Source organism: Veillonella sp. ACP1 (assembly GCF_000286635.1).
In the GTDB taxonomy this organism is placed as follows: Bacteria; Bacillota; Negativicutes; order Veillonellales; family Veillonellaceae; genus Veillonella; species Veillonella atypica.
Genome location: NZ_ALKL01000010.1, coordinates 371,491 through 384,349, shown reverse-complemented (window position 1 = coordinate 384,349; position 12,859 = coordinate 371,491). Strand labels below are relative to the sequence as shown.

General features: G+C 37.4%; 13 protein-coding genes and 5 tRNA genes. 17 read left to right on the top strand and 1 reads right to left on the bottom strand.

Features of this window, described 5'->3' with window-relative positions:
- Positions 1-4: 4 nt before the first annotated feature.
- From yqeK to HMPREF1151_RS04955, 13 genes are all read left to right on the top strand, one after another.
- Positions 5-577, top strand: coding sequence for a bis(5'-nucleosyl)-tetraphosphatase (symmetrical) YqeK (yqeK, locus tag HMPREF1151_RS05015; RefSeq protein ID WP_009661125.1), 573 nt, complete (start codon positions 5-7; stop codon positions 575-577).
- Between the two features lies 1 nt (position 578).
- Complete coding sequence (locus tag HMPREF1151_RS05010) at positions 579-1,703, top strand: LCP family protein (protein WP_009661276.1); 1,125 nt, start codon at positions 579-581, stop codon at positions 1,701-1,703.
- 11 nt (positions 1,704-1,714) lie between these two features.
- Positions 1,715-2,077 carry a ribosome silencing factor gene (gene rsfS, locus HMPREF1151_RS05005; RefSeq protein WP_005378863.1) on the top strand — a complete coding sequence of 121 codons (363 nt, stop codon included), beginning with the start codon at positions 1,715-1,717 and terminating at the stop codon, positions 2,075-2,077.
- Positions 2,078-2,080: 3 nt separating this feature from the next.
- A complete protein-coding gene (locus HMPREF1151_RS05000) occupies positions 2,081-2,974 on the top strand; it encodes a S1 RNA-binding domain-containing protein (RefSeq protein WP_005381314.1) in 894 nt (297 codons plus the stop codon).
- 3 nt (positions 2,975-2,977) lie between these two features.
- Positions 2,978-4,318, top strand: a complete 1,341-nt coding sequence (gene trkA, locus HMPREF1151_RS04995; protein ID WP_005378830.1) for a Trk system potassium transporter TrkA — start codon at positions 2,978-2,980, stop codon at positions 4,316-4,318.
- Positions 4,319-4,325: 7 nt separating this feature from the next.
- Positions 4,326-5,813, top strand: a complete 1,488-nt coding sequence (locus HMPREF1151_RS04990) for a TrkH family potassium uptake protein (RefSeq protein ID WP_005381312.1) — start codon at positions 4,326-4,328, stop codon at positions 5,811-5,813.
- 46 nt (positions 5,814-5,859) lie between these two features.
- The gene (locus HMPREF1151_RS04985; RefSeq protein WP_009661137.1) at positions 5,860-6,456 is read left to right on the top strand and encodes an MBL fold metallo-hydrolase; all 597 of its coding nucleotides are present in this window, start codon (positions 5,860-5,862) and stop codon (positions 6,454-6,456) included.
- 50 nt (positions 6,457-6,506) lie between these two features.
- Positions 6,507-6,582: transfer RNA gene (locus tag HMPREF1151_RS04980), tRNA-Asp, on the top strand.
- A gap of 5 nt (positions 6,583-6,587) precedes the next feature.
- Positions 6,588-6,663: transfer RNA gene (locus tag HMPREF1151_RS04975), tRNA-Phe, on the top strand.
- 7 nt (positions 6,664-6,670) lie between these two features.
- Positions 6,671-6,745, top strand: a tRNA-Gly gene (locus HMPREF1151_RS04970).
- 12 nt (positions 6,746-6,757) lie between these two features.
- Positions 6,758-6,832, top strand: a tRNA-Cys gene (locus HMPREF1151_RS04965).
- Positions 6,833-6,848: 16 nt separating this feature from the next.
- Positions 6,849-6,937 (top strand) — tRNA-Leu (locus tag HMPREF1151_RS04960).
- A 67-nt stretch (positions 6,938-7,004) separates the two neighbouring features.
- Entirely contained in the window at positions 7,005-7,460 is a 456-nt protein-coding gene (locus HMPREF1151_RS04955; RefSeq protein WP_009661067.1) for a DUF523 domain-containing protein, read from the top strand.
- A gap of 37 nt (positions 7,461-7,497) precedes the next feature.
- Here HMPREF1151_RS04955 and HMPREF1151_RS04950 read toward each other — a convergent pair whose 3' ends face one another.
- Entirely contained in the window at positions 7,498-9,330 is a 1,833-nt protein-coding gene (locus tag HMPREF1151_RS04950) for a phosphoethanolamine transferase (protein WP_009661169.1), read from the bottom strand.
- Positions 9,331-9,498: 168 nt separating this feature from the next.
- Between HMPREF1151_RS04950 and HMPREF1151_RS04945 the strand changes: the two genes are divergently transcribed.
- From HMPREF1151_RS04945 to HMPREF1151_RS04930, 4 genes are read left to right on the top strand one after another with little or no spacing between them, the layout of a single operon-like run.
- Complete coding sequence (locus HMPREF1151_RS04945; RefSeq protein WP_009661090.1) at positions 9,499-10,245, top strand: ScpA family protein; 747 nt, start codon at positions 9,499-9,501, stop codon at positions 10,243-10,245.
- Between the two features lies 1 nt (position 10,246).
- Positions 10,247-10,831, top strand: a complete 585-nt coding sequence (gene scpB / locus HMPREF1151_RS04940) for an SMC-Scp complex subunit ScpB (RefSeq protein ID WP_009661252.1) — start codon at positions 10,247-10,249, stop codon at positions 10,829-10,831.
- Between the two features lie 13 nt (positions 10,832-10,844).
- Positions 10,845-11,570: a pseudouridine synthase gene (locus HMPREF1151_RS04935; RefSeq protein ID WP_005378808.1), complete on the top strand. Its 726-nt coding sequence runs from the start codon at positions 10,845-10,847 to the stop codon at positions 11,568-11,570.
- A complete protein-coding gene (locus tag HMPREF1151_RS04930) occupies positions 11,567-12,817 on the top strand; it encodes an NAD(P)/FAD-dependent oxidoreductase (protein ID WP_009661047.1) in 1,251 nt (416 codons plus the stop codon). Before HMPREF1151_RS04935 ends, HMPREF1151_RS04930 begins: the two co-directional genes overlap by 4 nt.
- Positions 12,818-12,859: the final 42 nt, after the last annotated feature.

The window sequence follows — 12,859 nt, the reverse complement described above, 5'->3', positions numbered from 1 at the left end:
AAAGGTGGATATACAGCAAATTGAAACCGACTTATCTTATAAATTAAGTAAAAAACGTTTTATACATACCTTAGGTGTTGTAGAGTCAGCGATTTATTTAGCTAAAAAATATGGGGCTAATGTAGAAGACGCTCGGTTAGCAGCGATGTTACATGACTGTGCTAAAGAATTACCATTATTGGAAATGCAAGATTTAGTTGCAGATTTGGCCTGTGATGTTGATATGTTACATAGCGGTGCTTTATTACATGGTTTAGCAGGTATGGTGTTAGCGAATACTCATTATGGTATTACTAATCGAGAAGTATTAGAAGCAATACGTGTTCATACAACTGGAAAAGTGGGCATGTCAAAGTTGGATAAAGTTATATTTTTAGCTGATTATATTGAGCCTAATCGTAATTTTCCTGGCGTAAACGATATTCGTGCAGCTGCAGAACAGTCTCTTGATGCCGGAGTATTGTGTGGATTTGATATGACCATTCGACATTTAATAGATAGTAATGATACTATTTATCCTCTTACTATTATTAGCCGTAATGATCTTATACAGCATATGAAAAAAGGAGGTGCCTAGAATGGATGAACGTGAAAAAGCGCGAGCTCGTCGCCGTAGAAGACGTCGAGAACGTCAGATGAAAAAAAATAAGCTCCAATGGGGCCGTCTAATCATCGCATTCGTGTTAGCACTTACTGTTATTTGTGGCATCGGTTGGGGTATGTATAGTGGAATCAGCTATGTATATCATCGAGTAACACAAACTGATACTGCAAGTGAGATTGAAGAATCCAGTGAACCTAAGCATACTGATACAGTTAATGTAGAACAGAAAGCATTGGACAAGCCGGTATATGTATTAATTGTAGGGCGAGATAAAAATAATCCGAGTCAAGCTGACTCATTATTCCTCATGTCTATTAATATGAATACTAATACGATGGATATAATTGGTATTCCTAGCAATAGTAAAATTGAAAGTAGAGATCAAAAATCTGCATCTATGTTAAATCAAATGTATGCAGAAGGTAATATTGAACTAACGAAAGCCGTTGTAGAGGATATATTCCATATCAGCATACCTTACTATGTTGTCGTGGATGAGGCAGCTTTCAAAAAAACAAGTGATGTTTTAGGCAGTCAACAGTTTTACGTAGAAAAGAATATGGAACATGTTGATGCTGAAACTGGTAGTAAAGACATAGATTTACGCAGAGGCTATCAAAATTTAGATAGTGATAATGCATTAGCATATTTACGTTACACAGACGAAAATAATGATAATTTTGGACGTGTTCAACGACAAGAACGGTTCTTGAAATTATGGGTTGATCGGGAACAAGATACTTGGTTTATTACAAAAGCTTGGCATATATGGCGTTTATGGAGTCATTATGAAAGTAATATATCTACATGGGATGCTATTAAATTAATGCGTTCTATCGGTCAAATGGATAAAGACCATATTCATTTTTATATTTTGCCTGGTGAAAAAGAAAAAATTAATGACGTCGTGTATTGGCATGTAAATCCAACTGAGGCTCAGCGCTTAGTGGGAATTACAATGGGGACATTGGCACCAGAAGATTTAAGTCAATTTGTTTCTACACCTGAAACTAAAAAAGCACCTGTTGCGGTAGAATCAGAACAAAGCACACGTGTAAAACCATCAGAACCAGGTTCAGAACCAGAAAAGAAAGAATAATAGGAGATACAATGAAACAAAAAGAAGAAATTAAACAACATGTTTTAGCGCTTGCACAAGCGGCTTATGATAAGAAAGGTCATGATATTGAAATACTTGATTTGGAAGGTGTTTCTATGTTAGGCGATTATTTTATGATTGTAAGCGCCAATAATATTAAACAATCTCAAAGTATTGCAGATGAAATTGAGGATATAGCAGCAGAACAAGGTATGACGGTCCTCCATCGTGAAGGATATCGCGAAGGTGAATGGGTATTATTGGACTTTGGCGATATTATTTGTCACGTGTTTGGTAACGATGAAATTCGTGAATTTTATGGACTAGAAGCCTTATGGAACGATGCTGGACGTGTTCCTTTTGAAGGAGAATAATCTATGGCTAGCGAATTATTGGAAAATACCATTGCTACACTGCGTGTTCTACGTACTAGTGATCATGGCGCTTTCCTTGATGGTCAAACGGGAAATACAAATGATGATATTTTGCTCCATAAGGATCAACAAACTTCACCAGTTGCTATAGGTGATGATGTAGAGGTATTTCTATATCGTGACCCTAAGGGACGTTTGACTGCCTCCATGCGATTGCCTGCTATGAAGGTCGGTCAAATTGGTTATGTTGAGGTTATTAATGTAACCAATTTTGGTTGTTTCGTTGAGGTTGGTACTGAGCGGGGGATTTTTATGCCTCACGCTGAAATGCGTGGCAGACCTCAAGTAGGGGAAAAGGTATGGGTAAAATTATATACCGATAAATCTGGTCGTATGGCCGTTTCTATGGACGTTGATGATGAGATGAGACGCGCCTCTAAAGCTGCTACCGATGCTGTTGTAGGACAACAAGTAAGTGGTGCTATTTACAATTTGACTAGTGATGGAGCCTTTTTTATTACTCCTGAGCGATGGATTGCTTTTTTGCATCGTTCAGAAATGACACGCAAATTAAATGTTGGAGAAATGGTAGAGGCTCGTGTTACGTTTAAACGTGAAGATGGTCGTATTAATGTATCTATGCGTCCAATTAAAGAAAAAGCGTTAATCTCTGATGGTCAGATTATTATGGAATACCTATTACAACGGGGCGGTAAAATGCCTTATAGTGATGAATCATCAGCTATGTTGATTAAGGATAAATTTAACATCAGCAAGGCTGCATTTAAACGAGCGTTAGGTCATTTAATGAAATCCCGCCTTGTAGTACAAGAAGATGGTTGGACATTGTTGACAGAAACTGGTAAACAATGGACCCCAAATTCACAAGAGGTCTAAACTATGAAGATTATTGTAGTAGGCGCTGGTAAGGTTGGGTATTCCTTGTGTGAAAGACTGGTGCAAGATGATCATGACGTATATCTTATAGACCGTTCTCAGGAACGTATCCATAATTTAGAAAATACATTGGATGTTAGTTTAGTATGCGGTAATGGTAGCGATATTCAGTTGTTGAATGAAATTGACTTATCTGATGTGGGGATGTTTATCTCAGTTACCGATTCAGATGAAGTTAATATGTTATCTTGTGCGGTAGCTAAAATAGCAGGTGTTCCATCTACTGTAGCACGTGTGAGGGATACAAATATCGTTGATCATATGGACGATCATATGAAAGAACGATTAGGTGTTGATTTATTCATTAATCCAGAAATGGTTACGGCGCAAGAATTACTTCATATTATTGAAACACCATCCGCTTTGGACGTAGAAGAATTTGGTCAAGGCGCTGTACGTTTAATGGAATTTAAAATTAATAGTACATTCCCGCTCGTAAATAAACCTTTAAAAGAGTTAACTTTTCCAGAAGGTGTGTTATTGGTTGGCATTTTACGATTAGGTGAAATGATTATACCTCATGGTGAAAGCATATTATTACCTAATGACAGTGTTTTCTTTTTAGGTTTAAAAGATGGTATTAATGAAGTAGAACAAGAATGGTTTTCTAATCATGCAACCTTCCATAAACGGGCTGTTATTGTAGGCGCTGGTTTATTGGGTCGCAATCTAGCTATCTTATTAGAAAAAGCAGGATTTACTGTTAAGGTTATTGAGAAGGATATTGAACGTTGTGAAGCCTTGGCTGCACAAGTGGATAAAACCATTGTCATCAATGGGGATGGTACGGATTTTGATTTATTAGAAGCCGAAGAAGTAGCCGATAATGATGTTATTATTGTTTTAACAGATGATGATAAATTAAATCTTTTAGTTGCTTTAGTAGGGAAACATATGGGCATACCTAAAACCGTTGTTCGTGTGGGACGTCCTGAATATATTATGCTCATGGAACAAGTTGGTATAGATATTGTATTTTCACCACGTCTAATGACTGCAGGACAAATACTACGATTTGTTCGAAGTGGAGAAGGCGTAGTGTCCATATCTACTTTTGAAGGTGGCAAGGCTGAATCTATAGAGATTCTTATTACAGAACAATCTCCCGTAGCTGGTAAACAACTAAAAGATATTCGTCTACCTGGTAAAGCCTTAGTTGGTGTTATACTCCGCGGTGATGACGCGATTGTTCCACGGGGGAATACAGAGCTATTAGTGGGGGATCATATTGTACTATTCTCATTGCCTGAATCTGTTACTAAATTATTGAATTATTTAACGTAGGGGTTATATGCGTATACAGATTGTCATGTCCTTGGTAGGCAAATTACTCTATATTTTTGGAGCTTTTCTTGTTATACCATTTATATATAGTATTCTATTTGAAACTGCATATTGGTCCTTTTGTATTACAGCTATATTATCCATACTGCTCGGTGGTCTACTAGTACTTGGTGGAAATAAGAGTAAAACCTTTAGCTTGAGAGATGGCTTCTTAGTGGTTAGCTCAACATGGATTTTAACAATGTTATTGGGGGCGTTTCCCTTTATAATATCTGGTGTATTAGTTAACCCGATGGACGCGCTGTTTGAATCTATGTCAGGTATTACCGCTACTGGTGCTACAGTTATTTCTGATGTTGATAGCATACCAAAGTCTTTCATACTGTGGCGTGGATTAATGCATTGGATTGGCGGTATGGGAATCATTGTGTTGATTCTATCATTCTTACGTAATCTTGGTGCTGATGCTGCGCATTTTTTCAATGCTGAGGCATCTGTGCCAAAACCAGGTGTAGTGTTACCACGAATTCAATCTATAGCATCGAAATTATGGACATTGTACGTAATATTTACAATCATCTGTTTTATCATGCTTTGTTTAGGTGGTATAGATCCTTTTGATGCATTGAATTATGCTTTTTCTATTATTGCTACTGGTGGATTGACACCAACTACTGCAGGTACTTTTTTATATAGTCAAAATACATATATATGTGTTGTATTTATACTGTTTATGGTCATTGCAGGCGGTAATTTTGCCGTATATTATAATGTAATTCAAAAAGGATTCTCAGCGTTATTCTCTGATTTTGAAACGCGTATGTATTGGCTTGTATTAGTTATTGGTATTCTTATCACCTTTATATCCTTATATTTTCAATCTAATTCTATGGATATAGGACAAGTTTTTCAAGATGCAGCCTTTACCTTAGTATCAATACAAACGGGCAGTGGTTTTGCCGTATCTGATTACGATTTATGGCCTGCTGCGGCTCAAATGATGTTATTTATAGCTAGCTTTTTTGGAGGGTGTAGTGGATCTACGACCGGTGGCGTTAAGATTATTCGTCTCATTATATTAATTAAGAGTAGTATCATTTATTTGAGAAAAGCCATACATCCAGATATGGTTCAAGTTGTACGAATCAATGGAAAGCCATTACCAGATAAATGGGTGCATATGACGCAACAATTTATATTTCTATATTTAATGATTTATGTTATATCCGTATTTCTTATGACATGTTTTGGTTTATCTACAGGTGATGCACTCCAAATAGTCACCGCATTCCAAAGTAATGTAGGTTTAGCCTTTGGTGGTTATGGACCAACTGATTCCTTTGCATTATTGCCATTAGGTGCAAAAGGTGTGGCTATTGTAGATATGCTATTAGGTCGTTTGGAATTATTTACGATTCTAGTTATGCTTCATCCCCAATTCTGGGAAGGGTATTTTATTAAAAAAGATACTACAAAACGATATAGAATTTTATAGAAGTTTATATTGTATACTGCATTAGTTATGGGGGAGGGATTGTATAATGGAAATAATAAAACGCCCATTAGGCTTGTATAAGGCAAATTGTTATGTATTAAAAAAAGACAATCAATCTCTCATAATTGACCCTGGATTTCATAGTAAACATATAATTGAGATGGTAGGAGATTCCAAACCAATTGCGGTTTTATTAACACATGGTCATTGTGACCATGTGTCGGCTCTTGATGATATTTGTGGACATTATAATATACCTGCATATCTACATGATGGAGATCATGAATTATTGCAATTGATTCGTCGTCGACCAAGTGTATACAAGAAAAAAATGTTCACCCAATGTATTCCTTTGCAAGAAGGTATACTAAATATCGGACCATTTCATATACGGGTGTATCATACACCGGGTCATAGTGCGGGTTCAGTATGTTTTGAAATAGAAGGTCATCTATTTACAGGTGACACTATTTATAAACAAAATGTGGGCAATAGTGATAACTATAATGGCAATGCTGAAGATTTACGTAAAAGCTTATGTAAAATACTGGAGTTAGATGATGCATTATTAGTAGAACCTGGACATAGGGAGAGCACTATTTTGGGAGATGAAAAAAACTTCATCAAGAATTTACACATATAGTGTTGACAAAAACTCTGATAACAGATATACTAAGCAAGTACTTTGGATACGGCCCCGTGGTGTAGCGGTTAACATGTCGCCCTGTCACGGCGAAGATCGTCAGTTCAAATCTGATCGGGGTCGCCATTCATGCCTCGGTAGCTCAGTCGGTAGAGCAACGGACTGAAAATCCGTGTGTCGACAGTTCGATTCTGTCCTGAGGCACCATGTACATGCGGGAATAGCTCAGCGGTAGAGCACCGCCTTGCCAAGGCGGGGGTCGCGAGTTCGAATCTCGTTTCCCGCTCCACTAATTTTATATGGCGGCATAGCCAAGCGGTAAGGCAGAGGTCTGCAAAACCTTTATTCCCCAGTTCGATTCTGGGTGCCGCCTCCACAAAATCGTTACCCATGCCGGGGTGGCGGAACAGGCAGACGCAACGGACTTAAAATCCGTCGGTTAGAAATAACCGTACCGGTTCGATTCCGGTCCTCGGCACCATTAGACTAACTTCGGTTAGTCTTTTTTTGTATATAATTTTAACTGTATTTACGTGTAGGTATATAACGTGAGTAAACCGAATCTGTTGATTAGTGAATGTCTTTGCGGTGTTTGTTGCCGTTATGATGGTGACCATAATAAAATAGACTGTTTGGAAGAACTTAAGAGCCTCTATAACCTTATACCAGTATGTCCTGAGGTTATGGGTGGGCTTTTAACACCAAGACCCCCAGCGGAGCGGATAGGTGGTCGAGTCCAAACGAGAAATGGTATAGATGTTACAGAACAATTTAAAGGGGGTGCAGAATTAGCTTTAGCAATTGCTATAGATAAAAATTGTTTGTGTGCTTTACTAAAGGCTAAGAGTCCAAGCTGTGGATATGGTGAAATATATGATGGTACATTTACTAGAACCCTCGTAAATGGGGTTGGTGTCACGTCTGAGCTTTTATTACAACATAATATACAAATCTATACAGAAAAGAATGTACAGGACCTTATACAGCACAATAGCGACGATTGATATGTATCAATCGTCGCTATTGTTGTATTAGTGTATGTTATTGGCCTGCATTAACTGGGTCATTTGTTAATGGCTGTTCACCTAATAGTGTTGTTAAATTGTGTAAATTAAATCGATAAGCACTATTACTAAAGTCTCTTGTTTTATCGTAACGACTGTTTGGTGCATGCATGAGACCAACTAATGTATCGTATAATAAATCATTTGTGAAATATTGATGTTCATGACTATCGAGTGCTGATACCGTTTGAGGATATGCTGCACGATATTGAGGCGATAAGTACATCCAGAATGGAATGTGAGTCATCACAAAATCAAAGGTGTCTGGATTGTGGGACTTGTCAACGCTTTCACCATGATCAGAGAAGTAAACCATAGCTTGAAGATTTAAATTATCTTTACCATAGGTGTAGATTTGTTGTAACAACCAATCTGTATAGAGCTGACTATTAGCATAAGCCTCGATACCTTCAGGATTGGGACCTTTTTTCCATTTACTGAATTCATGCGGATAGCGGTCATTATAATAAATATGACTGCCCATAATATGAATTACGATAAAATTATTTTTACTTGGATCAGCTGTTTTTAACAATGGCAATAATGCTTCATCATATAAATCAGAGAAGCCATAGGATTCGTGAGCCCACTTTGTAGTATCCGCCGTTTTAGCCATTAAAGAAATAGCTGTATCGTATTCGCCAAATACGCCTTGGTTACTGAACCATGATGTGGTGTAACCTGCTTTTTTAGCTACATCCAAAATATTAGCAGAATCTAAGAATGGTCGGTCGTTATATTGATTGCGCTCTGAAAGGGCACGTTCTAAGGTTGGTACTGTTTGTACGTAGGAAGAGTACGCATGATTAAAAAAGATAAAATCTTTATTGTGATCGCGCATATCCTCTTGCCAAGGCGTGTCATCGTATTGGAATTTTGGATTGTAGACCTTCATATAGTCACGAGAACTGGATTCGCCGATAACGAGAATGATAGTTCCAGGCGTTTTAGTAGGTGTCGTATCCTTTGTATCCAAATTGAATGAATCAAATACAAGATGGTGATTATCGTTGTATTGTTGCATTTCTTTAACATAATTACCGGCAGCCGTCCAATTGGCTACGATGCATGTTTGAGGGAATAAGAAGAATGGTACATATACGATAAATGCTACCATGGATGCGATGAGTACACCTAATCGTAAAGGACGTGTTGTATTTAAATCGACAACTCGTTTCATACCTAGGTTGCACCAATATAGAAAGAGTGTCCATAAAATAAGGCCTATGACGATAGCGATAAGGCCGGGAATACCAGCAGCATTTTTTAAGAATCCAAAGGCTTCTTCAGGATTTGTCATGTATACGGCCAATAGGCTTGCTGGTGTTAAACAGTGCCAGGTGGTTATATAATAACCAATTTGTAATAATGGAATAAGACTAAGGAACGAAGAGAATAAAGCTAGTATAGCTGATGTTAATTTCTGTAGACGTCCCGTTTGGGTTACCAAATATTGGATACCTGAAAGCCCCATAAATAGAAGTAAGCCGAATAGAAAATCATTGGCAAACTCATAGAAATATAGAGGTTTTACATAAGACCAATGAAATAATAATGGAAATGTGAGTCCCCATAGTAAGCCTACTAAACCATATCCTAAGAACGCACGATGAAATACGGTACAACTCATAAAGTATTGGAATAAAAACATACCAACCATGGTCGGTACCGCAAGGATTGTAATATCCTCTACATCAAGTCCTAATGTGACAGGTTCATAAATAAAAAATAGTGCAATGTAGAGCACTATGCCTATAATGCCAAAGCGCAAAATAGGATTTTGAATCAATGATTTCATTGATGACAACATAATGTATCCTTTCTAAAGGAGATTATAACAAATATATAATTTTCTTCACATTATAAGATAACAAAGAATACTAAAAAATACAATTATATATGGTGAACGTAGAAGAAATTTTCGATTTACGATATAATTATATAGTTATGAAATAGTATCGTTAAGGAATGGGGATTCATGGGGGACTATAATTATAAATTGGATGTATTCGAGGGACCTCTCGATTTACTTTTACATTTAATTGAAAAACATAAAATTGAAATCACGGATATCCCAATCGTTGAAATCACAAGCCAGTATTTAGAATATCTAGATAATTGGAATCATTTTGATATCCATTATAGTAGTGAATTCCTTGTAATGGCATCTACATTATTACAAATTAAGTCCCGTATGCTATTACCTAAGATTGAACCGGAACCAGATGAAAGCGAAGATCCACGAGATGAATTAGTGGCTAAGTTAGTAGAGTTTAAAAAGATAAAAGATTTTACTCAGCTTTTAATGGAAAAAGCATCGGTTGAGTCGAATGTGTTTAGTCGCCCTGAAGAAACGAGTGTATTAGGTTTAGATAGTTATTATAATTTAGAACTATCTAAATTATATGATATATTCTATTCTGTATTACATAAGACCGTTGAATCTGAAGATGAACAACAGGTTCGTCAAGTAACTGTTGAGAAAGATGCATACAGCTTAGAGGATATGATCGTATCCTTAGCGAGTCGTGCAAGGCGTGGTGAACGATTGGCGTTTCGTGAGCTACTTGTTGCTATAGAATCTAAAAGTGGTATGGTAACTATATTCATGGCTGTACTAGAACTTTTAAAACAACAAGAATTAGTCATGTTTTACGAAAATGATGATATTATTTTTACCGCACCTATCATTGGTGAACGGGATGTACAAGTAGAGGAGGAGTAGCATGGGTATATCAGATTTAGAAGCTGTATTGTTTTCTGCGGCTAAACCTATTTCTATTGATGTCATTCAAGATATATTTAAGCTTTCAAAACAAGATAGCTTGACATTGATAGATCACTTAGCATCTGATTTAGAATCCCATAAACGCGGTATCCGCGTGCGAATCTCTGCTGCTGGTGTGGAACTGGTAAGTGCACCAGAATCGGCTATGTATATTGGTCATATACGTAAAAAAGAGGATAAATTATCTAATGCAGCTATGGAAACACTAGCGGTTATTGCATATAAACAACCAATTACAAAAGCTGAAATAGAAGAGGTGCGCGGTGTTAATAGCGACAAGGTAATTAAACAATTATTGTCTCGCTCATTAATTGCTGAGTTGGGCCATAAGGATACGGTAGGTCGCCCTATTCTGTATGGCACAACTGATGAATTTCTGCGAAGTACAGGTGTTACTTCAATTGATGATTTGCACAAAGAGCTAGATACTGTTGAGTCTGATATGTCAGGTGTATCAATAGACAGTGTGAAAGTTAAAAGCTTAATAGAACCTCCTAATGAGGATGGAACAGAGAACATATAGAAAAGGATATAATATGGAACGATTACAAAAATTTATCGCCAGCTGTGGTGTAGCTTCTCGTCGTAAGGCAGAAGAATTAATTGCGTCTGGTAAGGTACGTGTCAATGGACGTAAAGTGACGGAACTGGGTGTTAAGGTTGATCCTATGAAAGATAAGGTCATGGTTGATGGACAATTATTAGCCGTGGAAAAACCTGTGTATTATTTAATGAATAAACCGAAAGGTGTTATTACATCTGTTACAGACCCACAAGGACGGGAAACTGTAATGGATTATATTAAAAATGAAAAACGCCGTATCTATCCAATTGGGCGACTTGATTTACATACGGAAGGTTTATTGCTTTTAACAAATGATGGAGAACTAGCTCAGAATCTTACACATCCATCTAAAGGCGTTGAAAAGACATATGAAGTTCGTATTAAGGGGCGTGTAAATGATACAGATTTACAGGTTATCGCCGATGGTGTGCCTCTTGAAGATGGTGTGACAGCACCTGCTACACTTGTAGATTTAGGATTTGATGACCACAATGGGGTTCACGAAGTAGAAATTACTATTCATGAAGGTCGTAATCGACAAGTACGTCGTATGTTTGAACATTTTGGTTATCGAATTCATAATTTAAAACGTATTGCTTATGGTGGATTAACATTAAGTGGTGTTAAGCGCGGTGGTGTTCGTCAACTGACGCAACGTGAAGTAAGTGCACTTAAAGCGCTAGGAGCTTCTAAATGAAGCGCGTCGTAGTTATCGGAGGTGGTGCAGCAGGGCTAATGGCTGCTGTCATTGCTGGTCGAGAAGGGGCAAAGGTAACGCTTCTCGAAAAAATGAATTATGTTGGTAAAAAGATGGGCATTACCGGCAAAGGACGCTGCAATATTACGAATGCTTGTGATATGTCTGATTTTATTAAAAATACACCGGGCAATGGTAAGTTTTTATATGGTGCTTACGAGCGCTTTACCAATGAAGATTTGTTGCAGTTATTACACGACGCTGGTTTAGAAACCAAGGTAGAGCGAGGCGGCCGCGTATTTCCAGCTTCAGATTCCGCTCTGGATGTGCGAAATACCTTTATGAAGCTTATGAAACACTATGGTGTAGATGTTCATCTTGAGGAACCAGTTAAGAAACTTTTGATAAATGATGGTGTTGTCACCGGTGTTGTGACAGACAAAGAAACCTATCACGCTGATGCTGTGGTTATTGCTACGGGAGGTAAATCATATCCTGCTACCGGTTCTACTGGTGATGGATATATTTTGGCGGCTCAAGTAGGCCATAAGATTACCGATATCCGTCCATCTTTAGTACCGATTGTAACGGAAGAGCCCTGGGTAAAAGATTTAATGGGGCTTAGCCTACGGAATGTTGAATTGTCTGTAGTTGCTAAGAATAAGGTGCAAGCCAAGATGTTTGGGGAAATGATGTTTACCCATTTTGGCATTACCGGTCCTATCGTTTTATCCCTTAGTCATACGGTGGGAAAATTGATGTGCAAAAAAAATATCGGCACTATAGGTTTAGATATAAATTTAAAACCTGCATTATCTCCAGAGACATTAGATAAACGATTACAAAAAGATTTTGATCTCTATTCTAAGAAACAATTAATTAATGGGATGAAAGATTTGTTACCAAGTCGATTGATACCATTAATTATTGAATTGGCCGGTATTGATCCACAAAAACCGATTAATCAGATTTCAAAGGAAGAACGACAACAAATCGGTTATATGTTGCAACATATGCCTCTTACCGTGAAAGGATTACGTCCTGTAGAAGAGGCAATTGTTACTGCTGGTGGCATTTCTCTTAAAGAATTTAATCCTAAAACTATGGAATCTAAGTTGGTTAAAGGTTTATATGGTGCAGGTGAAGTATTGGATATTGATGCTTTTACAGGTGGATATAATTTACAGGCTGCCTTTTCTACAGGATATGTAGCAGCTATGCATATAACTCACCCTGAAGCGTTTTAATAGAGACATTTTACGCTGTATGATTGAATAGTATATTTTATA

Coding starts and splice junctions, on each gene's coding strand:
- HMPREF1151_RS05000 (WP_005381314.1), top strand. CDS start 2,081: ATGGCTAGCGAATTATTGGAAAATACCATTGCTACACTGCGTGTTCTA.
- HMPREF1151_RS04930 (WP_009661047.1), top strand. CDS start 11,567: ATGAAGCGCGTCGTAGTTATCGGAGGTGGTGCAGCAGGGCTAATGGCT.
- HMPREF1151_RS04935 (WP_005378808.1), top strand. CDS start 10,845: ATGGAACGATTACAAAAATTTATCGCCAGCTGTGGTGTAGCTTCTCGT.
- rsfS (WP_005378863.1), top strand. CDS start 1,715: ATGAAACAAAAAGAAGAAATTAAACAACATGTTTTAGCGCTTGCACAA.
- HMPREF1151_RS05010 (WP_009661276.1), top strand. CDS start 579: ATGGATGAACGTGAAAAAGCGCGAGCTCGTCGCCGTAGAAGACGTCGA.
- HMPREF1151_RS04945 (WP_009661090.1), top strand. CDS start 9,499: ATGGGGGACTATAATTATAAATTGGATGTATTCGAGGGACCTCTCGAT.
- trkA (WP_005378830.1), top strand. CDS start 2,978: ATGAAGATTATTGTAGTAGGCGCTGGTAAGGTTGGGTATTCCTTGTGT.
- scpB (WP_009661252.1), top strand. CDS start 10,247: ATGGGTATATCAGATTTAGAAGCTGTATTGTTTTCTGCGGCTAAACCT.
- HMPREF1151_RS04950 (WP_009661169.1), bottom strand. CDS start 9,330: ATGTTGTCATCAATGAAATCATTGATTCAAAATCCTATTTTGCGCTTT.
- HMPREF1151_RS04985 (WP_009661137.1), top strand. CDS start 5,860: ATGGAAATAATAAAACGCCCATTAGGCTTGTATAAGGCAAATTGTTAT.
- HMPREF1151_RS04990 (WP_005381312.1), top strand. CDS start 4,326: ATGCGTATACAGATTGTCATGTCCTTGGTAGGCAAATTACTCTATATT.